This window comes from Micromonospora sp. CA-111912 (assembly GCF_050948415.1).
In the GTDB taxonomy this organism is placed as follows: Bacteria; Actinomycetota; Actinomycetes; order Mycobacteriales; family Micromonosporaceae; genus Micromonospora.
The window spans coordinates 5,096,795-5,117,936 of the sequence record NZ_CP192007.1 but is presented as its reverse complement, the minus strand read 5'-3'; the positions used below and the strand labels follow the sequence as shown (position 1 = coordinate 5,117,936).

General features: G+C 72.3%; 20 protein-coding genes. 14 read left to right on the top strand and 6 right to left on the bottom strand.

Annotated elements, in window-relative coordinates; genetic code table 11:
* Positions 1–48 precede the first annotated feature (48 nt).
* From ACQPZO_RS21065 to tkt, 5 genes are read right to left on the bottom strand one after another with little or no spacing between them, the layout of a single operon-like run.
* Positions 49–1,065 (bottom strand): glucose-6-phosphate dehydrogenase assembly protein OpcA, encoded by a 1,017-nt coding sequence (locus ACQPZO_RS21065; protein WP_387023881.1) that lies wholly within the window; start codon positions 1,063–1,065, stop codon positions 49–51.
* Positions 1,066–1,096: 31 nt separating this feature from the next.
* Positions 1,097–2,647 (bottom strand): glucose-6-phosphate dehydrogenase, encoded by a 1,551-nt coding sequence (zwf, locus tag ACQPZO_RS21060; protein WP_396670816.1) that lies wholly within the window; start codon positions 2,645–2,647, stop codon positions 1,097–1,099.
* A 2-nt stretch (positions 2,648–2,649) separates the two neighbouring features.
* On the bottom strand, positions 2,650–4,296 hold the full coding sequence (locus tag ACQPZO_RS21055) for a glucose-6-phosphate isomerase (protein WP_433343333.1): 1,647 nt from the start codon (positions 4,294–4,296) through the stop codon (positions 2,650–2,652).
* A gap of 46 nt (positions 4,297–4,342) precedes the next feature.
* Entirely contained in the window at positions 4,343–5,521 is a 1,179-nt protein-coding gene (gene tal / locus ACQPZO_RS21050) for a transaldolase (protein ID WP_433343331.1), read from the bottom strand.
* A gap of 16 nt (positions 5,522–5,537) precedes the next feature.
* Entirely contained in the window at positions 5,538–7,676 is a 2,139-nt protein-coding gene (gene tkt, locus ACQPZO_RS21045; protein WP_433343330.1) for a transketolase, read from the bottom strand.
* 249 nt (positions 7,677–7,925) lie between these two features.
* On the opposite strand from tkt, the gene ACQPZO_RS21040 reads away from it, so the two are divergent.
* The 3 genes from ACQPZO_RS21040 to ACQPZO_RS21030 all read left to right on the top strand — a co-directional run bounded on the left by ACQPZO_RS21040 (position 7,926) and on the right by ACQPZO_RS21030 (position 10,547).
* The gene (locus tag ACQPZO_RS21040; protein WP_433343328.1) at positions 7,926–8,885 is read left to right on the top strand and encodes a heme o synthase; all 960 of its coding nucleotides are present in this window, start codon (positions 7,926–7,928) and stop codon (positions 8,883–8,885) included.
* A 392-nt stretch (positions 8,886–9,277) separates the two neighbouring features.
* On the top strand, positions 9,278–9,613 hold the full coding sequence (locus tag ACQPZO_RS21035) for a hypothetical protein (RefSeq protein WP_387023893.1): 336 nt from the start codon (positions 9,278–9,280) through the stop codon (positions 9,611–9,613).
* 7 nt (positions 9,614–9,620) lie between these two features.
* A complete protein-coding gene (locus tag ACQPZO_RS21030; RefSeq protein ID WP_433343325.1) occupies positions 9,621–10,547 on the top strand; it encodes an ATP-grasp domain-containing protein in 927 nt (308 codons plus the stop codon).
* 167 nt (positions 10,548–10,714) lie between these two features.
* On the opposite strand, the gene ACQPZO_RS21025 is transcribed toward ACQPZO_RS21030, so the two are convergent.
* Complete coding sequence (locus ACQPZO_RS21025) at positions 10,715–11,653, bottom strand: COX15/CtaA family protein (RefSeq protein ID WP_433343323.1); 939 nt, start codon at positions 11,651–11,653, stop codon at positions 10,715–10,717.
* A gap of 114 nt (positions 11,654–11,767) precedes the next feature.
* Here ACQPZO_RS21025 and ACQPZO_RS21020 point away from each other — a divergent pair, with 114 nt between their 5' ends.
* From ACQPZO_RS21020 to ACQPZO_RS20970, 11 genes are all read left to right on the top strand, one after another.
* Complete coding sequence (locus ACQPZO_RS21020) at positions 11,768–12,538, top strand: helix-turn-helix transcriptional regulator (protein WP_433343321.1); 771 nt, start codon at positions 11,768–11,770, stop codon at positions 12,536–12,538.
* On the top strand, positions 12,535–13,965 hold the full coding sequence (gene sufB / locus ACQPZO_RS21015) for a Fe-S cluster assembly protein SufB (RefSeq protein ID WP_161690023.1): 1,431 nt from the start codon (positions 12,535–12,537) through the stop codon (positions 13,963–13,965). Before ACQPZO_RS21020 ends, sufB begins: the two co-directional genes overlap by 4 nt.
* Before the next feature lie 95 nt (positions 13,966–14,060).
* Positions 14,061–15,203 carry a Fe-S cluster assembly protein SufD gene (gene sufD, locus ACQPZO_RS21010; protein ID WP_433343319.1) on the top strand — a complete coding sequence of 381 codons (1,143 nt, stop codon included), beginning with the start codon at positions 14,061–14,063 and terminating at the stop codon, positions 15,201–15,203.
* Entirely contained in the window at positions 15,203–15,547 is a 345-nt protein-coding gene (locus tag ACQPZO_RS21005) for a non-heme iron oxygenase ferredoxin subunit (RefSeq protein WP_387023905.1), read from the top strand. The genes sufD and ACQPZO_RS21005 overlap by 1 nt, the downstream gene beginning before the upstream one ends.
* The gene (sufC, locus tag ACQPZO_RS21000; RefSeq protein ID WP_433343318.1) at positions 15,547–16,320 is read left to right on the top strand and encodes a Fe-S cluster assembly ATPase SufC; all 774 of its coding nucleotides are present in this window, start codon (positions 15,547–15,549) and stop codon (positions 16,318–16,320) included. The genes ACQPZO_RS21005 and sufC overlap by 1 nt, the downstream gene beginning before the upstream one ends.
* A gap of 20 nt (positions 16,321–16,340) precedes the next feature.
* The gene (locus ACQPZO_RS20995) at positions 16,341–17,645 is read left to right on the top strand and encodes a cysteine desulfurase (RefSeq protein ID WP_433343316.1); all 1,305 of its coding nucleotides are present in this window, start codon (positions 16,341–16,343) and stop codon (positions 17,643–17,645) included.
* Positions 17,645–18,118: a Fe-S cluster assembly sulfur transfer protein SufU gene (sufU, locus tag ACQPZO_RS20990; protein WP_350888128.1), complete on the top strand. Its 474-nt coding sequence runs from the start codon at positions 17,645–17,647 to the stop codon at positions 18,116–18,118. The genes ACQPZO_RS20995 and sufU overlap by 1 nt, the downstream gene beginning before the upstream one ends.
* Positions 18,119–18,194: 76 nt before the next feature.
* Positions 18,195–18,635, top strand: a complete 441-nt coding sequence (locus ACQPZO_RS20985) for a metal-sulfur cluster assembly factor (RefSeq protein ID WP_433343314.1) — start codon at positions 18,195–18,197, stop codon at positions 18,633–18,635.
* A gap of 208 nt (positions 18,636–18,843) precedes the next feature.
* Positions 18,844–19,434 carry a TIGR03086 family metal-binding protein gene (locus ACQPZO_RS20980; protein ID WP_433343312.1) on the top strand — a complete coding sequence of 197 codons (591 nt, stop codon included), beginning with the start codon at positions 18,844–18,846 and terminating at the stop codon, positions 19,432–19,434.
* 327 nt (positions 19,435–19,761) lie between these two features.
* Positions 19,762–20,388 carry a LysE family transporter gene (locus ACQPZO_RS20975; RefSeq protein WP_433343311.1) on the top strand — a complete coding sequence of 209 codons (627 nt, stop codon included), beginning with the start codon at positions 19,762–19,764 and terminating at the stop codon, positions 20,386–20,388.
* An 84-nt stretch (positions 20,389–20,472) separates the two neighbouring features.
* Positions 20,473–21,132: an acVLRF1 family peptidyl-tRNA hydrolase gene (locus ACQPZO_RS20970; protein ID WP_433343309.1), complete on the top strand. Its 660-nt coding sequence runs from the start codon at positions 20,473–20,475 to the stop codon at positions 21,130–21,132.
* Positions 21,133–21,142 lie beyond the last annotated feature (10 nt).

Here is a 21,142-nt window from a genome sequence, read left to right as displayed (position 1 = left end):
GCCCGCGGACCGGGCCGGCGGGCCGGACCCGGCCCGCCGGCACCGTCGTCAGGGCCTCGCGCTGGTGCCGGTGTGGGCGGTGACCCCCGCCTCGGCCCGCTTCGCGGTCGCCGGGTCCTTCCAGACGTGCACCCGCTGGGCGGGCCGCTCGTCCAGCCCGGAGACACCGGCCATGGCACCCAGCGCCTCGGCGTAGACCTGGTCGGCGTCCAGCCGACGCAGCTCCTCGGCCAACTCGTCGCCGAGCGGCCGGCGCATCAGCGGCAACTGCCGGTCGTCCTGCCCGGTGCGCCGGAACGTGGCCAGGCTGTCCTCCCGGGTCAGGGTGAGCACTTCGCCGTTGGCGCAGCTCAGCTGCACCTCCCGCATCCGGGGGGACGCGTCGCTGGGCTCCCAGCGCGGGGTGATCCCGAGCCGGCTGCCCAGCCACCCGCACATCAGCGCGGCCGTCGGGTCGGTCGGCGGGGCCACCACCCTGGCCTCGGTGACCCGCGCCTCCGTGGTGTCGAACGCGCCGGCCACCAGGGTGCGCCACGGGGTGATCCGGGTCCACGCCAGGTCGGTGTCCCCCGGGGCGTAGTCCCGGGCCCGCTGGCGTAGCGCCTCGATCGGGTCGGCGGCCTGCGCCGTGTCGGTGATCCGCCGGTCGGCGACCACGCCGAGGAAGTCCGTCGCGATCTCCGCCGCCGGCTCGCCGTGCCACCACGTCACCACCGGAACGTCCGGCACCAGCAGCGGCATCACCACCGACTCGGCGTGCAGCGCCAGCCGGCCGTACATCCGGGTGACCACCGCCTCGCAGGGGCCGAGCCGGCCGCCGACGACGATTTCCGCGTCCAGCCGGTTGCGCTCCCGCTCGACGTCGGTTCGGACCACCACGAGCAGCCGGCACGGGTGGGCGGCGGCGGCGATGGTCGCCGCCGCCTCCGCCTCGCGGACCCGCTTCTCGTCGACCACCACGATCAGGGTGAGCGCCATGCCGCTGGCCACCCCGCCCGCGCTGCGCCGCTCCGCGGCGAGCGCCTTGACCACCTCGTTGCCGGTGGTGTCCCAGAGCCCGATCAATGGAACCTCCTGGTTCGCTCGCTGTGCCCGCTCACGCTCTCCGCCACGCCCGGCCCTCGCGGGCCAGCATCTCGTCGGAGGCCCGGGGGCCCCACTCGCCGGCCCGGTACGGCTCCGGCTTCGTGCCCTCCCAGGCGTGTTCCAGGGGGTCCACCACCGCCCAGCTCTGCTCGACCTCGGCGGCGTCGGGGAAGAGGGTACGGTCGCCGATCAGCACGTCCAGCACCAGCCGCTCGTACGCCTCGGGGCTGGACTCGGTGAACGCCTCGCCGTACTGGAAGTCCATTGCGATGTCGCGGACCTCCATCGTGGTGCCCGGCACCTTGGAGCCGAACTTCAGCACCACGCCCTCGTCCGGCTGCACCCGGATGACGAGCTGGTTGTTGCCGAGCATCTCCATGTCGGCCGCGTTGAACGGCAGGTGCGGGGCCTTCTTGAACATGATGGCGACCTCGGTCACCCGCCGGGGCAGCCGCTTGCCGGCCCGGATGTAGAACGGCACCCCCGCCCAGCGGCGGTTCTGGATGCCCAGCTCCACGGCCACGTACGTCTCCGTGGTGGAGTCCGCCGGGACGCCCTCCTCGTCCAGGTAGCCGACCGCCCGCTGCCCGGCGACCCAGCCCGGCAGGTACTGCCCGCGTACGGTGCCCCGGGAGACGTCCTTCGGCAGGGTGATCGCCTTGAGCACCTTCAGCTTCTCGGCCCGGATCTCGTCGGCGTCGAAGCTGGTCGGCTCCTCCATCGCCACCAGCGCCAGGAGCTGGAGCAGGTGGTTCTGGAAGACGTCCCGGGCGGTGCCGACCGAGTCGTAGAAGCCGGCCCGGCTGCCGATGCCGACGTCCTCGGCCATCGTGATCTGCACCGAGTCGACGTACTTGGAGTTCCACAGCGGCTCGAACAGGCTGTTGGCGAACCGCAGGGCCAGGATGTTCTGGACGGTCTCCTTGCCCAGGTAGTGGTCGATCCGGAAGACGTCCTGCCGGGTGAACACGTCGTCGACGAGGTCGTTGAGCTCCTTCGCCGAGGGCAGGTCGTGCCCGAACGGCTTCTCTACCACCACCCGGCGCCAGCCGCCGCACTTGTCGTTGTCGGCCATTCCGGTGCGGGCGAGCTGCTTGAGCACCACGGGGAACGCCGCCGGGGGGATGGAGAAGTAGAAGGCCGCGTTGCCGTGGATGCCGTGAGTGCCGCGCAGCTCGTCCAGTGTCCGGTTGAGCTGGTCGAAGGCGTTGTCGTCGTCGAACGAGCCGCCGACGAACTTGATGTTGCCGGCCAGCCGGGCCCAGACCTCCTCCCGCCAGGGCGTCCGGGCGTGCTTCTTGGCCGCCTCGTGGGCCAGCGACTCGAAGTCGCCGTCGCCCCAGTCGCGCCGGGCGAAGCCCAGGACCACGAAACCGGGTGGCAGCAGCCCCCGGTTCGCCAGGTCGTAGACCGCCGGTAGCAGCTTCTTCCGCGCCAGGTCACCGGTCACCCCGAAGATCACCAGAGCGCAGGGCTCCGGGATCCGCGGCAGCCGCCGGTCCTGCGCGTCGCGCAGCGGGTTCACGCCGCCTCCTCGCTCCGCTGGTGTCACATCGTCCATCGTCAGGTTCGTAGTTGCCGGACCGCGTCGAGCAGCTGGGCCACTCCCGCCGACCGGTCGGTCAGGTGCAGCCGCAGCACCGGACGCCCCCGGCCGGCCAGGGCCTGCCGGTCGCCCGCAGCCTGGGCAGCCTGAAGTTCCCCGAAGGAATACGGCTTCCCGGGCACGTGCAGATCATTGTCGACGGTACCGGTCACCTGGAGGTAACGGCCCACCTGAGGACCACCCCTGTGGTATTGGCCGGTGGAATGCAGGAAACGCGGACCCCAGCCGAAGGTGACCGGCCGGCCGGACGCCTCGGCGAGCAGCGGACGCAGCCGGGCCGCGTCGGCGTCGGCGAGCCGGTCCAGGTACGCCAGCACGGCGAGGTAGCCGTCGCCGACGCCGTCGAGCAGGTGACGCAGCGCGCCGGCCAGGTCGCCGGGACCGCCCGCCGGGGCGTACACCTCGATCGCGCCCGCGGTGGACGACGGCGGCTCCGCCGGCGCGGCCGAGGCCAGGATGCGTGCGGTGTTCTCCTTGCTCTCGGCGACGTTCGGCTGGTCGAACGGGTTCACCCCGAGCACCGCGCCGGCCACCGCCGTGGCGTACTCCCAGGCCAGGAACTGGGCGCCGAGCGGGCCGTTGACCGCGACGTCGGGCGCGCACCCGCCGCCGGGGACGGCCCCGGGGGGCAGCGCCCCGCCGTAGCTGACGGTGAGCACGTCCGGGCCGGCGCCGCCGGGGGCGTCAGGGGACTCCAGCACGACCGGCAGGATGCCGAGGCCGGCCTTGCCGGTGGACTCGGCGAGCAACTGCTCGATCCAGTCGCCGAGCCCGTCGATCCCGGTGCCGTCGCCGATCAGGGCGATCTTGTCCCGGCCCCCGCTGGCCGCCGCGCCGAGCGCAGCGCCCAGCGCCAGGCCCGGGTTGTCGGTGTCCCGGGCCAGCGACTGCGACAGCGCCTCGGCCTGTTCGAGCAGCTCCGTCACCTCGACCCCGGCCAGCGCGGCCGGCACCAGCCCGAACGCGGTCAGCGCCGAGTACCGGCCGCCCACCTGCGGGTCGGCGAGCACGGTGACCGCGCCCAGCTCGGCGGCGACGGACTCCAGCGGGGAGCCCGGGTCGGTGACCACCACGAAGTGCCGGCCGGCCTCCGCCTCGGTCAGCCCGGCGTCGTGGAACGCCTGGAGGTAGGCCCGCCGGTGGCTGTCGGTCTCCACCGTGCTGCCGGACTTGCTGGCCAGCACCACCACGGTGCGCTCCAGCCGGTCGGCCAGCGCCGCCCGGACCTGGCCCGGGTCGGTGGTGTCCAGCACGGTCAGCGGCCGGCCCAGGGTGCGGGTGATCACCTCGGCGGCCAGCGACGAGCCGCCCATCCCGGCGAGCACCACGTGGTCCAGGTCCGCCAGTTCGGCGGTCAGCTCGGCGAGCTGGGGGAGCAGCTCCCAGCTGCGCCGGTGGGTGTCCAGCCAGCCGAGCCGGGCCCTCGCCTCGGCCTCGACCTCCGGCCCCCACAGCGTGGGGTCCTTCGCGGCCAGTCTCGCCGGGACGCCCCGGGTCACCAGGGCGTCCCGGGTCGACGCGGGCGCGGACCGGTCGACCGCATCCGCGCCGTGCACGACCAGCCCGGCGGACGCGTCCGCCGGGCCGGCGAGCAGGTCGCTCACGTGGCCGCCCCGGGGTGGTGCCCCGGGGCGCGTCCGTGAGCGTCGGTCACGCGTTGCCCCCCGCCTGCTGGGCGGCCTGTGCGTTGCCCTGCGCGGCCTGGCCGGGCCGCCCGGTGCCCCGGCCCGCCGCGGCGAGCGACTTGCGCACCCCGTCGAGCAGCTCCAGCCAGCTCGCCTCGAACTTCTCCACGCCCTCGCGCTCCAGGACGGCGATCACGTCGGACATGTCGACGCCGACGGCCTCCAGGTCGGTGAAGGCCTTGCGGGCCGCGTCGTACGCGCCGGTGATGGTGTCGCCGGGGGTCTCGCCGTGGTCGGCGTACGCGTGGATGACCGACTCCGGCATCGTGTTGACCGTGCCGGGGGCGATCAGCTCCTCGACGTAGATGACGTCCCGGTAGTCCGGGTTCTTCGTCGAGGTGGACGCCCACAGCGGGCGCTGCGGGTGGGCGCCCGCGTCGGCCAGGGACTGCCACCGGTCGGAGGAGAAGACCTCGCCGTAGCGCTCGTACGCGAGCTGGGCGTTGGCGACGGCGGCCTTGCCGCGCAGCGCCTTGGCCTCGTCGGAGCCGATCTTCTCCAGCCGCTTGTCGACCTCGGAGTCGACCCGGGAGACGAAGAACGACGCCACCGAGCCGATCTTGGACAGGTCGTGGCCGTTGGCCCGCGCCTGCTCCAGGCCGGCGAGGAACGCCTCCATCACCTGCGAGTACCGGTCCAGGCCGAAGATCAGCGTGACGTTGACGCTGATCCCCTCGGCCAGGGTCGCGGTGATCGCCGGCAGGCCCGCCTCGGTGGCCGGGATCTTGATGAACAGGTTCGGCCGGTCGACCAGCCACCACAGCGCCTTGGCCTCGGCGACCGTCTTGTCGGTCTCGTGGGCCAGCCGCGGGTCCACCTCGATGGAGACCCGGCCGTCGACGCCGTTGCTGGCGTCGTACGACGGGCGCATCACGTCGCACGCCCATCGCACGTCGTACGTGGTGAGCATGCGCACCGACTCCTCCACCTCCACCCCACGGGTGGCGAGGTCGCGCAGCTGCCAGTCGTACTCGTCGGCGTCGGCGAGCGCCTTCGCGAAGATCGTCGGGTTGGTGGTCACGCCGACCACGTGCTTCTCCCGGCGGAGCTGGTCCAGCCCGCCGGAGCTGAGCCGCACGCGGGAGAGATCGTCGAGCCAGACCGCCACCCCGGCGGCGGTGAGCTTGCTAATCCTGTCCGTCATGCCGTCCACGCTCCCCTCAGTTGCCGGTCGTGAAACCGGTGATGTCGCCCACCCGGGTCAGCGCCGCGTGCGCGGCGGCCACGATCCGGTCGGGGGTGAACCCGAACTGCTCGAAGAGCACGGAGTGCGGGGCGCTCGCGCCGTAGTGCTCCAGGCTCACGCTCTCGCCGGAGTCACCGACGATCCCGCGCCAGGACATGCCGATGCCCGCCTCCACGCTCACCCGTGCCTTTACCCCGCGCGGCAGGACCGACTCCCGGTACGCCTCGTCCTGCGCGTAGAACCACTCCTGGCACGGCATCGACACCACCCGGGTGGGGGTGCCGTCGGCCTCCAGCCGCTCCCGGGCGGTGAGGCAGAGCTGCACCTCGGAGCCGGTCCCGACGATGATCACCTGCGGCTTGCCGTTGGACGCCTCGGCCAGCACGTAACCGCCCTTGGTGACGCCCTCGGCGCCGCCCAGCGTCGAACGGTCCAGGGTCGGCAGGGCCTGCCGGCTCAGCGCCAGCGCGGTCGGCCGGTCGGTGTGCTCCAGCGCCTGCCGCCATGCCCACGCGGTCTCGTTGGCGTCGGCCGGCCGGACCACGTCCAGGCCGGGGATCGCCCGGAGCGCGGTCAGGTGCTCCACCGGCTGGTGGGTCGGACCGTCCTCGCCGAGGCCGATCGAGTCGTGCGTCCAGACGTAGACAACCGGCAGCTTCATCAGCGCGGCGAGCCGCACCGACGGGCGCATGTAGTCGCTGAACACCAGGAAGGTGCCGCCGTACGGGCGGGTGCCGCCGTGCAGGGAGATGCCGTTGAGGATGGCGCCCATGGCGTGCTCGCGGATGCCGAAGTGCAGCGTGCGGCCGTACTCGTGGCCCGGGAAGTCCTTGGTCGCGTGCGCCGCCGGGATGAACGACGGCTCGCCCTTCATCGTGGTGTTGTTGCTCTCCGCCAGGTCGGCCGAGCCACCCCACAGCTCGGGCAGCACCGGGGCGAGGGCCTCCAGCACCTTGCCGGACGCGGCCCGGGTGGCGACGCCCTTGGCGTCGGCCGGGAAGGTCGGCAGCGCCTCGGTCCAGCCCTCCGGCAGCACCCGCTGGGACATCCGGTCCCACAGCGCCTTTCGCTCCGGGTTGGCCTTCGCCCAGCCCTCGTACGCCTTCTCCCACTCCTGCTGGGCCTGCGCGCCGCGCTCCAGCACCCGGCGGGCGTGGCCGAGGACCTGCTCGTCGACCTCGAAGCTCTGGGCCGGGTCGAAGCCGAGGAGCTGCTTGGTGGCGGCCACCTCGTCGGCGCCCAGCGCCGAGCCGTGGATCTTGCCGGTGTTCTGCTTGTTCGGGGCGGGCCAGCCGATGATGGTGCGCAGCGCGACGAACGAGGGGCGGCCGGTCTCGGCCTTCGCCGCCAGCAGCGCCCGGTGCAGCGCCTCGACGTCCTCGTGGTAGTCGCCCTGGTCGGCGTCGCCGGTGCGCCAGTCGACGGTCTGCACGTGCCAGCCGTACGCCTCGTAGCGGGCCGCGACGTCCTCGCTCTTGGCGATGCGGGTGTCGTCCTCGATCGAGATCTCGTTGTCGTCGTAGATCACCGTGAGGTTGCCGAGCTGCTGGTGCCCGGCGAGCGCGCTGACCTCGTGGCTGATGCCCTCCTCGATGTCACCGTCGGAGACGATGCACCAGATGTCGTGGTCGAAGACCGACGCGCCCGCCTCGGACTCCGGGTCGAACAGGCCGCGCTCGCGGCGGGCCGCCATCGCCATGCCGACCGCGTTGCCCAGGCCCTGGCCGAGCGGGCCGGTGGTGGTCTCCACGCCCGGGGTGTGCCCGTGCTCCGGGTGGCCCGGGGTGAGCGAGTCCCACTGCCGCAGCGACTTGAGGTCGTCCAGAGCCAGCGGGTACCCGGAGAGGAAGAGCTGGATGTAGAGGGTCAGGCTGGAGTGGCCGGCGGAGAGCACGAACCGGTCCCGGCCCGCCCAGTTCGGGTCGGTCGGGTTGTGCCGGATCACCCGGTTGAACAGAAGGTACGCCGCGGGGGCGAGGCTCATCGCCGTACCGGGGTGGCCGTTGCCGGACTTCTCCACGGCGTCCATGGCCAGCACGCGGACGAGGTCGACGGCCCGGCGGTCGAGGTCGGACCAGTTGAGTGCGGGTTGCTCGGGTCGGTTGGCAGCCACGATGGTTGTGCTCCTCGGCAGTTGGGCGGAACCCTCACTGATGACCCTATCGAGCGGCCCTAAACCTGCGCCCAGGGATCTCCGCACGCCCGCCGTGCGGGTCCGGCTTCCACCAAGGTGTGACGGCCCGCACCGTTGTCGGGTCGCGCGGGCAGCCAAAACGACGACGCGTAGTGTGTGGATCGGTGTGTGGACCCGGACGGGTCCCACCGACCCAACCCCCCTGCCGACGCCGGAAGGTGGCTATCCGTGAGCATGATCACCGAGCGCCCCGTCAGCAACTCTGCCGGGCAGCCGCCGGTGCGCACGGTGACCGAGACGCCGGCGGCGTCCCGGCGGGACGTCCGGGCGGTGGTCTCGGCGTACGTCTCGCTGACCAAGCCCCGCATCGTCGAGCTGCTGCTGGTCACGACCGTCCCGGCGATGATGCTGGCCCAGGGGGGCCTGCCGTCGCTGTGGCTGATGGCGGTGGTGCTGGTGGGCGGCTCGCTCGCCGCCGGCGCGGCCAGCGTGCTCAACTGCTACATCGACCGGGACATCGACCAGCTCATGCGGCGCACCAAGCGCCGCCCGCTGCCGACGCACACCGTCTCGCCGCGCAGCGCGCTCATCTTCGGGCTGGTGCTGGCGGTGATCTCGGTGGCCCTGATGGCCGCGTTCACCAACTGGCTGGCCGCCGGGCTGACGCTGGCCGCGATCGCCTACTACGACCTGGTCTACACGCTCTGGCTGAAGCGGACCACGCCGCAGAACACCTTCTGGGGTGGCGCGTGCGGTGCGGCCCCGGTGCTGATCGGCTGGGCCGCGGTGACCGGCTCGCTGGCCCCGGCGGCGTGGGCGTTGTTCGCGGTGGTCTTCTTCTGGCAGATGCCGCACTTCTACCCCCTCGCCATGAAGTACAAGGCGGACTACGCCCGCGCCGGGATCCCGATGCTGCCGGTCGTCGCCTCGACCCGCCGGGTCAACGCCGAGATCATCGGCTTCGCCTGGCTGACCCTGCTCTCCTCGCTGGCCGTCTGGCCGCTCGGGATGAGCGCCATCTACGGCGTCACCGCGCTGGTGTCCGGCGGCGTCTTCGTGTACGAGGCGCACAAGCTGTGCCGCCAGGTGGCCCGGGGCGGGGCGGTCAGGCCGATGCGACTGTTCCACTGGTCGTACGTCTACCTGACCATCCTGTTCGCCGCCGTCGCCGTGGACGCCCTGATCTAGACGCGGTCTCCGCGAGGGCGCGGGCCGGGGCCGTTCGGGCCCCGGCCCGCGCCGCATCACCGCCCCGGCTCCGGCGGTCCGGCTCCGGCGGTCCGGCTCCGGCGGTCCGGCTCCGGCGGTCCGGTGCACGCCGGCCTCCCGTATTGCTCCGACAAATCATCATCGTTGATGAGTTGTCCACCTTTGGTGACCTATCGGAATGATTTTCACCCTGAGTCGGGTTCACTCAACTCAGGTAACAACGGGTGACTTTGTCGCTGAGTTATAGCCCGCTAAGTCGGATAAATCTGTGCAAAGCGCCTGTGGGCTTCCTTAAACGGTCGGGTAATGGGCATCACAAATAGTTCATGGTTCTCGCACCTCAGAAGGGAACTCTGCTTAGGCTTCGCGTCATGGCAGAAGGTTCCGATACGACGCTGGCGGCTCAGCAGACCGTCGCCGACCAGACCCCCAACGGTCTGGTCGCGGGCATCAAGTCCTTCGCCGCCGGGCACGGCGGGGCGAAGGCGGTCATCGAGTACGTCGGCAAGCGCGGCGCGCGCATCGTCCTCGTAGGCTCCGACGGGGCCTGGGGCGACCAGTTCGCGGAGGACACCGGCGTCGCGCGGGAGGCGTGCGCCAGGGCGGGAGTCACCGTCGAGAACGCCTGGGAGCGGGAGCTGATGGACCAGATGCGCCCGAGCAACGACCTGTGGCGGTCGATGGCCCGGCGCGCGATGGCCCGTTGACACCCAGATGACCGAACAACACCACCACCAGTCGACCCGGGGGGAACCCCGGGTCGCTCTCGTGACGTGCGCCGAGCTGTCCGACCTCGACCCGGACGAGCGGCTTCTGTTCGCCCCGCTGACCGGGCGCGGCGTTTCGGTCACCGTCGCCGTCTGGGACGACCCGGCGGTCGACTGGGCCGCGTACGACCTGGTCGTGATCCGCTCGCCCTGGGACTACGCGCTGCGTCGCGACGAGTTCGTGGCCTGGGCCGACACCGTGCCCCGGCTGGTCAACCCGGCCGACGTGGTGCGCTGGAACACCGACAAGCGCTACCTCGGCGAACTGTCGGCCGCCGGCGTGCCCACCGTGCCGACCGGCTGGGTCCTGCCGGGGGAGAGCTGGGAACCGCCGGCCACCCACGGCGAGTACGTGGTCAAGCCGGCGGTCAGCGCCGGCAGCCAGGACACCGGCCGGTACGACCTGGCCGACCCCGGGCACCGCGAGCTGGCCACGGCCCACGTGCGGCGGCTGTCCCGGGCCGGCCGGGTGACCATGGTCCAGCCGTACCTGACGGCGGTGGACACCGCCGGGGAGACCGCGCTGCTGTACCTGGCCGGGCCGGACGGGCTCCGGTTCAGTCACGCGATCCGCAAGGGCCCGATGCTGACCGGCCCCGACCTGGGCCCTGACGGGCTGTACAAGGTCGAGGACATCAGCTCCCGGGCGGCCACCCCCGACCAGCTCGCCGTCGCCGAGCGGGCTCTGGCGGCGGTCCCCGGCGGGTCGGAGCGCCTGCTCTACGCCCGGGTCGACCTCATCCCGGGCCCCGACGGGTCACCCGTGCTGGTCGAGCTGGAACTGACCGAGCCGTCCCTGTTCCTCGGGTACGCCGACGGCGCCCCCGGCCGCCTGGCCGAAGCGATCCTCACCCACCTGTCCCACCCCCGCTGACCCCAACCCGCCCCGCGGGCCCGCGCGCCGCCCTGCCCGGCGGAGCCCGCCCCGCTTTGATCGCGCAAATTCACGGAAAGAGTGGCCTCCGCAAGGGTGCGAGGCCACTCTTTCCGTGAAAGTGCGCCCGCGCGGTCGGGCGGCGCGCGGGTCGCGCGGCGCGGGGGTCAGATGGTTGCCGGGACGGTGGTGGTCCTGGTCGGCGCCGGGGTCTGGGCCGGGTGGCGTTCCCGGGTCGACCAGAGCACCGCCAGGGTGGCGAGCAGGACCAGGCAGGAGCCGAGCATGTGCGCTGCGACCAGCACCCCGGGCAGGTGGGTGAAGTACTGGACGAAGCCGATCAGGCCCTGACTCAGCTCCACCGCGACCAGCACGAGGGCAGCCCGCTCGGCCCGTCGGGCGCCGACCGCGCGGAACGCGAAGACCAGTGCCACCGAGAGCCCGATCAGCAGGAACACCCCGTCGGCGTGCACCTGCGAGATCGACTGCGGGTCGAGGCCGTTGCGGGCCGCGCCCTGGTCGCCGGCGTGCGGGCCGCTGCCGGTGACCCAGGTGCCGATCACCAGCACCGCGACGCTCACCACGGTGGTGACCAGCGCCAGCGTCCGCAGCGGCCCCGGCACCGTGGGCGTCGTCGGGCCGTCCGGTTCGTCGATGCGCCGCCAGAGCGCGTACGTGACCGCGATCACCGCCATCGAGGCGAGGAAGTGCAGGCCGACCACCCACGGGTTCAGGTTGGTCAGCACGGTGATCCCGCCGATGACCGCCTGCGCGGGGATGCCGAACAGCACCCCGATCGCCAGCGGCAGCAGGGCGCGCCGCCGCGCCCCGTGCAGCAGCACGGCCACCACCACCGCCAGCGCGATCGCGCCGACGGCGAAGGTGAGCAGCCGGTTGCCGAACTCGATGACGCCGTGCACGCCCATCTCCGATGTCGTCGTGTACGACGCGTCGGTGCACCTGGGCCAGGTGGGGCAGCCGAGGCCGGACGCGGTCAACCGGACCGCCCCGCCGGTGACCACGATGGCCACGTTCGCGATGATCGAGGCGAGCGCCAGGCGGCGCAGCAGGGTGGTGGAGGCCGGGAACCGGACGGATTGCTTCACGGGGCAAATCCTACGCAACGTAGTGGAGCCCGATCGGGTGACTCCGCCGGGCCGGTGGCTCGGATCACCGCCCCGGGTTTGCGGCCCTCCGGCGAATTACGTAACGTTGGCGTTGTGAAAAACGCGGCGGCGCTTTCCGGGCGACAGCCGGTGACCGGTCCGGTCGCCGGTGCGCCCGTGTCCGCCGGTTCCGCCGCGACCGACCTCTCCACCCGGGACCGGGTGACCCAGCTGCTGCTGGAGCGGGGGGCGACCACCGCCGCGCAGCTCGGCTCGGCGCTCGGGCTCAGCCCGGCGGCGATCCGTCGGCACCTCGACGCGATGCTCGTCGACGGCGATGTGACCGCCCGCGAGCAGACCGTCCGGGGCAGCCGGGGGCGGGGCCGCCCGGCGAAGGTGTTCGTGCTGACGGACGCGGCCCGGGGCCGCTGCGGCACCCACCACTACGACAACATCGCCACCGCCGCGCTGCGCTGGATCGCCCGCAACAGCGGTTCCAAGGCGGTGGAGGCGTTCGCGGCCGACCAGGTCGCCGCCCTGGAGGACCGCTGTCGGGCCGCCATGGAGGACGCCGGCGACGATCCCCTCGCGCGGGCCGAGGCGCTCGCCGGGGCGCTGACCGCCGAGGGCTACGCCGCCAGCGCGTCCACGATCGCCTCCGGCGGCCAACTCTGTCAGCACCACTGCCCGGTGGCGCACGTTGCCGCCGAGTTCCCCCAGCTGTGCGAGGCCGAGACCACGGTGATCTCCCGCCTGGTCGGCACCCACGTGCAGCGTCTGGCCACCATCGCGCACGGCGACGGGGTGTGCACCACGCACATCCCCGCCCAGCCGGGGCGTGCCCAGTCCGGTAGAACCGTCACCACTGTGAGGACAGATAGATGACCGAGCAGATCGTCCAGCCCCTGACCCAGGAGGAGCAGCTCGCCGCCCTCGGTCGCTACGAGTACGGCTGGGCCGACTCCGACGTCGCCGGCGCCACCGCCCAGCGCGGCCTCAACGAGGCTGTGGTGCGGGACATCTCGGCGAAGAAGAGCGAGCCGGCCTGGATGCTCGACCTGCGCCTGAAGGGTCTGCGGCTGTTCGGCCGCAAGCCGATGCCGGCCTGGGGCGCCGATCTCACCGGGATCGACTTCGACAACATCAAGTACTTCGTCCGGTCCACGGAGAAGCAGGCCACCAGCTGGGAGGACCTGCCCGAGGACATCAAGAACACCTACGACCGGCTGGGCATCCCCGAGGCGGAGAAGCAGCGGCTGGTCGCCGGCGTCGCGGCGCAGTACGAGTCCGAGGTGGTCTACCACAAGATCCGTGAGGATCTCGAGGAGCAGGGCGTCCTGTTCCTGGACACCGACACCGCGCTCAAGGAGCACGAGGACGTCTTCAAGGAGTACTTCGGCACGGTGATCCCGGTGGGCGACAACAAGTTCGCCGCGCTGAACACCTCCGTGTGGTCCGGCGGCTCGTTCATCTACGTGCCGAAGGGCGTGCAGGTCGAGATCCCGCTGCAGGCGTACTTCCGGATCAACACCGAGAACATGGGCCAGTTCGAGCGGACGCTGATCATCGTCGACGAGGGCGCGTACGTGCACTACGTCGAGGGCTGCACCGCGCCGCTGTACTCGTCCGACTCGCTGCACAGCGCGGTCGTGGAGATCATCGTCAAGAAGAACGCCCGGTGCCGCTACACGACCATCCAGAACTGGTCGAACAACGTCTACAACCTGGTCACCAAGCGGGCCGTGTGCCACGAGGGCGCGACCATGGAGTGGGTCGACGGCAACATCGGCTCCAAGGTCACCATGAAGTACCCGGCGGTCTACATGACCGGCGAGCACGCCAAGGGCGAGGTGCTCTCGGTGGCCATGGCCGGCGAGGGCCAGCACCAGGACGCCGGCGCCAAGATGGTGCACGCCGCGCCGCACACCTCCTCCACCATCATCTCCAAGTCGATCGCCCGGGGCGGCGGCCGCACCTCGTACCGGGGCCTGGTGCAGGTGCTGGAGGGCTCGCACCACAGCCGCAGCACGGTCAAGTGCGACGCGCTGCTGGTCGACACCATCTCCCGCTCGGACACCTACCCGTACGTCGACATCCGTGAGGACGACGTGTCGATGGGGCACGAGGCGACCGTCTCCAAGATCAGCGACGACCAGCTCTTCTACCTGATGAGCCGGGGCCTGAGCGAGGACGAGGCGATGGCGATGATCGTGCGCGGCTTCATCGAGCCCGTCGCCAAGGAGCTCCCGATGGAGTACGCCCTTGAGCTGAACCGCCTGATCGAGCTCCAGATGGAGGGCGCGGTCGGTTGACCCGGCGCGGCCCCGACCCGTTGCGTCGCGTCGCGACCAGCCCAACCCGCCCTCCGGTTGATGACACCGTCGTCGCAGAACAGACCAAGGAAGAGATGACTACCCAGGCTTCCGCGCCGCCCAGCACCAAGTCGCAGGCGCTCCGCTCGTACGACGTCGCCGACTTCCCGGCCCTCACCGGCCTGGAGGAGGAGTGGCGCTTCACCCCGCTCAAGCGGCTGCGCGGGCTGGTCGGCGAGGCCCAGGCCTCGACCGGCGCGGTCCGGCACGAGCACGGCGACCTGCCCTCCGGCGTCGCCGTCTCCCGGATCGGCAAGGACGACCCCCGGGTGGGCAGCGTGCTCACCCCGGTCGACCGGGTCAGCGCGCTGGCGTACGGCGGTGCCGGCGATGCGCTGCTGGTGGAGGTCGCCCGCGACGCGGTGGTCGGCGAGCCGGTGGTCCTGCGGGTGGTCGGCGACGGCGCCGAGCACCTGGCGTTCGGGCACACCTTCGTCGACGTGGGCCGGTTCGCCGAGGCGACCCTGGTGCTGGAGCACGTCGGCTCGGCGACCCTCGCCGACAACGTCGAGGTGTCGGTGGCCGACGGGGCGAAGCTGACCCTGGTCACCGTGGCCGACTGGGCCGCCGACGCGGTGCAGGCCCAGCACCTGCGAATGAAGCTCGGCCGGGACGCCAAGGTGGTGCACATCCAGGTCAGCCTCGGCGGCGACCTGGTCCGGCAGTACACCTCGGTGGAGTACACCGGGCGCGGCGGCGAGGCCGAGCTGTACGGCGTCTACTTCGCCGACGGCGGCCAGCACCTGGAGCACCGCCAGCTCGTCGACCACAACGTGCCCGACTGCCGCAGCTACGTCGGCTACCGGGGCGCGTTGCAGGGCGCGGACGCGCACACGGTCTGGGTGGGCGACGTGCTGATCCGGGCCGAGGCGACCGGCACCGACACGTACGAGATCAACCGGAACCTGCTGCTCAGCGACGGTGCCCGGGCGGACTCCGTGCCGAACCTGGAGATCGAGACCGGCGAGATCGCCGGCGCCGGGCACGCCAGCGCGACCGGCCGTTTCGATGACGAGCAGCTGTTCTACCTGATGGCCCGGGGCATCCCGGAGGGCGAGGCCCGCCGCCTGGTGGTCCGCGGCTTCTTCGCCGAGATGATCAACAAGATCCCGGTCGAGGAGCTGCGCGAGCGGCTCGGTGAGGCGATCGAGGCCCGGCTGGCCAGGACGGGCGCCTGATGATCCGGATCTGCGCCACCGAGGACGTGCCGAAGGGCACGGTGATCAGCGCCGACGTCGACGGCACGCAGGTCGCCCTCGTGCACGGCGAGGACGACCGGTTCTACGCCGTGCACGACGAGTGCTCGCACGCCGCGGTCGCCCTCTCCGAGGGCGAGGTCGAGGGCTGCACGCTGGAATGCTGGCTGCACGGCTCCCGTTTCGACCTGCGTACCGGTGAGCCGACCGGGCTGCCCGCCACCGAACCCATTCCCGTCTACGCCGTCGAGATCCGCGACGGCGACATCTACCTTCCCGTGGGCGCCGACGGCCGCCCGATGCCGAGTAATGGAGTGACCCGATAATGAGCACCCTGGAGATCCGCGACCTGAAGGTGTCGGTCAAGCTGCCCGAGGGTGAGCTCAAGCCGATCCTGTCCGGCGTCGACCTGACCGTGAGGTCGGGCGAGACCCACGCCATCATGGGCCCGAACGGCTCCGGCAAGTCCACCCTGGCGTACTCCATCGCCGGTCACCCGAAGTACGAGATCACCGGCGGCTCGGTGACCCTGGACGGCGAGGACGTGCTCGCCATGTCCGTCGACGAGCGGGCCCGCACCGGGCTGTTCCTCGCCATGCAGTACCCGGTCGAGGTGCCCGGCGTCTCGGTGGCCAACTTCCTGCGTACCGCCAAGACCGCGATCGACGGCACGGCGCCGAAGCTGCGCACCTGGGGCGGCGAGCTGCGCGGGGCGATGGAGCGCCTGCAGATGGACCCGGCGTTCGCCCAGCGCAACGTCAACGAGGGCTTCTCCGGCGGCGAGAAGAAGCGGCACGAGATCGTGCAGCTGGAGTTGCTCAAGCCGAAGATCGCCATCCTCGACGAGACCGACTCCGGCCTCGACGTGGACGCGCTGCGCGTCGTCAGCGAGGGCGTCAACCGGGTCCGCGAGACCGGCGACACCGGCCTGCTGCTGATCACCCACTACACGCGTATCCTGCGCTACATCAAGCCGGACTTCGTGCACGTCTTCGTCGCCGGCCGGATCGTCGAGCAGGGCGGTCCGGAGCTGGCCGACAAGCTTGAGAGCGAGGGCTACGAGCGGTACGTCGCCGGGGCCGGCTCGGCGCGGGCCTGAGGAAGGGGCCGGTCACGCAGATGACCACCATCACGATCCCCGAGGGGATGCCGCAGTTCGACGACGTGCCGCGCTTCGACGTGGCGGCGGTGCGTGCGGACTTCCCGATTCTCGACCGGGCGGTCAACGGACACCCGCTGGTCTACCTCGACAGCGCGAACACCTCGCACAAGCCGCGCCAGGTGCTCGACGCGCTCGCCGAGCACTACGCGTTGCACAACGCCAACGTGTCCCGCTCGGTGCACACGCTGGGCACCGAGGCGACGGAGGCGTACGACGGCGCGCGGGCGAAGATCGCCACGTTCGTCAACGCGCCGAGCGTGGACGAGGTGGTGTTCACCAAGAACTCCACCGAGGCGATCAACATCGTGGCGTACGCGTTCTCCAACGCCTCGCCGCGGCCCGACGCCGACCCACGCTTCCGGCTCGGCCCCGGCGACGAGATCGTGATCTCCGAGATGGAGCACCACTCGAACATCGTCCCGTGGCAGTTGCTGGCCGAGCGCACCGGCGCGACCCTGCGCTGGTTCCCGGTCACCGACCAGGGGCGACTCGACGAGTCGGGGCTGGACGACCTGGTCACCGAGCGGACGAAGATCGTCTCGCTGGTGCACATGTCGAACGTCCTCGGCACCGTCAACGCCACCGCCCGGATCACCGCGCGGGTTCGCGAGGTGGGGGCGCTGCTGCTGCTCGACTGCTCGCAGTCGGTGCCGCACCAGCCGATCGACGTGGTCGACCTCGACGCCGATTTCATCGTCTTCACCGGGCACAAGATGTGCGGCCCCACCGGCATCGGCGTGCTCTGGGGCCGGGGCGAACTGCTCGCGGCGATGCCCCCGGTGTTCGGCGGCGGCTCGATGATCGAGACGGTCACCATGGCCCGGTCGACGTTTGCCGCCCCGCCGGCCCGGTTCGAGGCGGGCACCCCGCCGATCGCCGAGGCCGTGGCGCTCGGCGCGGCGGTGGACTACCTCTCCGGGATCGGCATGCGGGCGATCCAGTGGCACGAGAAGGAGCTGACGGCGTACGCGTTGGACGCCTTCGCCACCGTGCCCGACCTGCGGATCTTCGGGCCGACCGTGCCGGTTGGCCGGGGCGGGACGATCTCGTTCGCGCTCGGTGACATCCACCCGCACGACGTGGGCCAGGTGCTCGACTCGCTCGGCGTGCAGGTGCGCGTCGGCCACCACTGCGCCAAGCCGCTGTGCACCCGGTTCGGCGTGCCGGCAATGACGCGGGCCTCGTTCTACCTGTACACCACCACCGAGGAGATCGACGCCCTGGTGGGCGGCCTGGAGCAGGTGCGGAAGGTGTTCGACTGATGCAGCTCGACCAGCTCTACCAGGAGATCATCCTGGACCACTACAAGCGCCCGCACGGCCGTGGCCTGCGCGACGCCGAGGACCCGGCCGACCAGGTCGCCGAGGCGCACCACGTCAACCCGACCTGCGGCGACGAGGTGACCGTCCGGGTCGCCACCGACGGCGACGTGCTGCACGACATCTCGTACGACGGCTTGGGCTGCTCGATCAGCCAGGCGTCGGCGAGCGTGCTGCACGAGCTGCTGCGCGGTCGGGGCGCGGGTGAGGCGTTCGCGGTGCACGAGGCGTTCGTCGAGTTGATGTCCGGCCGTGGCCAGGTCACGCCGGACGAGGACGTGCTCGGTGACGGGGTGGCGTTCGCGGGGGTCGCGCGCTATCCCGCCCGGGTCAAGTGCGCGCTGCTGCCGTGGATGGCGTTCAAGGACGCTGCGGCACGCGCCGGGGTGGGCGCGAGCCCGGAGGTGAAGGCATGAGCGAGCGTCAGCGAGCGAATCATCGGCACAGTGCCGGCACAGCTCACGCCGGAGCCGAGCGAAACGAGGGGACGGCATGAGCAGCGAGGAAACTGCCACCACGCCGGGGACCGGCGCCGTGGCGACCGACGGTGCGGCTCCGGCTACCGAGGGCACGGCCACGTCGGCGGTCAACGGTGCGGCGGCCGGCGGCAAGGCCGCCGTCGCCGACGTCGAGGAGGCGATGAAGGACGTCGTCGACCCGGAGCTGGGCATCAACGTGGTCGACCTCGGCCTGCTGTACGGCGTCCACGTCGACGACGACAACGTCGCCACCCTGGACATGACGCTGACGTCGGCGGCCTGCCCGCTGACCGACGTGATCGAGGACCAGACCCGGCAGGCGCTGACCACCGGCCCCGGCGGGGGACTGGTCGACGACATCCGGATCAACTGGGTCTGGCTGCCCCCGTGGGGCCCCGACAAGATCACGGACGAGGGACGCGACCAGCTCCGTTCCCTCGGCTTCAACGTCTGACACCGGCCCTGCGCCGGTAACCGTCGAGCGCGGCACCCGTAACGGGTGCCGCGCTCGACGGTTTTGGACCGGACCCGGGATCCCCGGACCCTGTATCGGAACGGATCATTCCGCTCTGCTATGCTGATCTTAGAACGGAGCGGAAGGTTCCGTTCTAAGACGGGGGGTCAGCTGGCCCGCCGACAGCGTCAACAGGGGGGTCAGGACGATGAGCGACATTGCTACCGGACAGTGGCGGACCGTGCTGGACGAGGCGCACGGCGCGCTCCGGACGACCGTCGCCGGGGTGCCGGCCGACGCGTGGGAGCGGCCCACCCCGTGTGAGAAGTGGACGGTCGCCCAGGTCCTCCAGCACGCGATGGGTGACCAGATCGGCTACGCCGCGGCGATCGTCGGAGGGCCTTGGCCTTCGGAGGACCCGTTCGCGCCCTCCGGCCGGATCGACGGCGATCCGGCGGTCGAGCTCCGCGCCGCGCTCGACGCCGCCGCCGCGGCCTGGGCAGGGGTCGCCGACGAGGACCCCGAGGTGTCGACGCCGCTGCCGCTGGGCAAGCTGTCGGCCGAGGTCGGCTCCGGCGCATGCGCCCTCGACGCCGCGGTGCACGCCTGGGACATCGCGGTGGCCACCGGGCAGCCGTCCCCGCTCACCGACGCGCTGGCCCGCCCCCTGCTGGCCGTCGCCCGGCAGATCGTCGAGCCGCTGCGGGCCTACGGGGTGTACGCGCCGGCGATCGACCCCGGCGCGGACGCTGGCGACGTCGCCCAGTTGCTCGGCTACCTCGGCCGCCGGCCCGCCTGACGGCACCGGTGGCAGGCAGGCCCGCCTGGCGGCACCGGCGGCCGGCGCGACCGGCACTCCGCCCGGCACCGGGGCGCGGGGCTTCGGCCCCGCGCCCGGCCGCCCGGCCGCGCATGGATGCCACCGCCCGGGACAGCCCGGCTGTGGAACTCATTCCCGAAGGTCGCCGGGCCAGGGCAGGAAAGCGGTGGTGGGGAGGGGGGACGCGGGGCATGATGAGCGCGTGATCGAGACGTACCGGATGACCCTCGCCCCTGTCGCCGTGGCCGTGACCACGGGGCGACAGCGCGGGGCTCCCCGGTCGGGCTCGGCCCACTCCAGACCGTCGTGACCGCGTCCTTCCTGGCCGGCCTGGTGGCCGGCTATGGCGTCGCCGTGCCCGTCGGCGCGATCGCCGTGCTGATCCTGGGGCTCAGCGCGCGGACGTCGTTCCGGGTCGGTGCCGCCGCCGCGTTCGGCGTGGCGACCGCCGACGGTCTCTACGCGGCCGTCGCCGTGCTCGGTGGGGTGGCGGTCGCCAATGTGGTGACCCCGATCGCCGGGCCGCTGCGGCTGGTGGCGGCAGCCGTGCTGTTCGCCCTCGCCGGGCACACCGCGTGGCGGGCGCTGCGCCCGCGCCCTCCGTCCGCCGGTGCGGGCGGCGGACGGGGCCTCGGCACCCCCGGGCGGGCCTTCGCCGGGGTGCTGACGCTGACCCTGCTCAATCCGGCGACGGTGGTCTACTTCGTGGCGCTCGTGCTCGGGCACGGCGAGGCGGTCGGCCCGGACCGCCCATCCGCCGCCCTCTTCGTGGCCGGAGCGTTCCTCGCCTCGGCGAGCTGGCAGTTGCTGATCGCCGGTGGTGGAACCCTGGTCGGCCGGGCGCTGACCGGGCCCCGGGGCAGGCTGGTGACCGCCCTGATCTCCAGCGCGATCATCGGGGCGCTCGCGGTCGTCATGCTGCTCGTGCGCTGACCGGGGCCGCTCGGCCGATCGGGTGCCTCGACCGGAACCGGATGCCGCTCCCTGCGCGGCCCGGTCGTGCCGTACGGTCGGGCGGTGACCAGTCGACCCGCAGCAGGGGGCGGCCGGTGGGTCGAGGTCGACCCGGCCCGTGTCGCCCGCTGGGTCGAGGGCTTCGCCGACCGGCACGGCCCGCCGACCACCACCACCCAGGAGTACGGCCTGCTGCTCGCCGCCCCGGACGGGGCGACCGCCGAGCTGCACGCCCCGCCGGGCGTACCCCCGACCCCCGACGTTGCCGGGTTCGTGGCCGCCGTCGTCGCGTCGCGCCGGATCGGTCTGCTGCTCGCCCGTAAGGGCGCGGTGGCGGTCGGGATCGCCGAGGGGGGCGACATCGTGGTGTCCAAGGTCGACACCCGGTACGTGCAGGGGCGCACCGCCGCGGGCGGCTGGTCCCAGCAGCGCTTCGCCCGCCGCCGGGACAACCAGGCGAAGGCGGCGCTGGGCGACGCGGTCGAGCTGGCCGTCCGGCTGCTGCTGCCCGAGGCCGCCACGCTCACCGCCCTGGTCGGCGGGGGCGATCGGCGGGCGGTGGACACCGTGCTGGCGGACCGGCGGCTGGCCCCGCTGGCCGCGCTGCGCGCCGACCGGCTGCTCGACGTGCCGGAGCCCCGGCACGCGGTGCTGGTCTCCGCGGTGGACGCGGCCCGCGCCGTGCGGGTCCTGGTCCGGGATCCCGGACCGGCCGCCCCCTGACCGATCGACG

Excerpts from the sequence above, each read along its gene's own strand:
- zwf (WP_396670816.1), bottom strand. The coding sequence starts at position 2,647 with ATGGACGATGTGACACCAGCGGAGCGAGGAGGCGGCGTGAACCCGCTG.
- tal (WP_433343331.1), bottom strand. The coding sequence starts at position 5,521 with ATGACGGACAGGATTAGCAAGCTCACCGCCGCCGGGGTGGCGGTCTGG.
- ACQPZO_RS21035 (WP_387023893.1), top strand. The coding sequence starts at position 9,278 with ATGGCAGAAGGTTCCGATACGACGCTGGCGGCTCAGCAGACCGTCGCC.
- ACQPZO_RS21030 (WP_433343325.1), top strand. The coding sequence starts at position 9,621 with ATGACCGAACAACACCACCACCAGTCGACCCGGGGGGAACCCCGGGTC.
- sufB (WP_161690023.1), top strand. The coding sequence starts at position 12,535 with ATGACCGAGCAGATCGTCCAGCCCCTGACCCAGGAGGAGCAGCTCGCC.
- sufD (WP_433343319.1), top strand. The coding sequence starts at position 14,061 with ATGACTACCCAGGCTTCCGCGCCGCCCAGCACCAAGTCGCAGGCGCTC.
- ACQPZO_RS21005 (WP_387023905.1), top strand. The coding sequence starts at position 15,203 with ATGATCCGGATCTGCGCCACCGAGGACGTGCCGAAGGGCACGGTGATC.
- sufC (WP_433343318.1), top strand. The coding sequence starts at position 15,547 with ATGAGCACCCTGGAGATCCGCGACCTGAAGGTGTCGGTCAAGCTGCCC.
- ACQPZO_RS20995 (WP_433343316.1), top strand. The coding sequence starts at position 16,341 with ATGACCACCATCACGATCCCCGAGGGGATGCCGCAGTTCGACGACGTG.
- sufU (WP_350888128.1), top strand. The coding sequence starts at position 17,645 with ATGCAGCTCGACCAGCTCTACCAGGAGATCATCCTGGACCACTACAAG.
- ACQPZO_RS20985 (WP_433343314.1), top strand. The coding sequence starts at position 18,195 with ATGAGCAGCGAGGAAACTGCCACCACGCCGGGGACCGGCGCCGTGGCG.
- ACQPZO_RS20980 (WP_433343312.1), top strand. The coding sequence starts at position 18,844 with ATGAGCGACATTGCTACCGGACAGTGGCGGACCGTGCTGGACGAGGCG.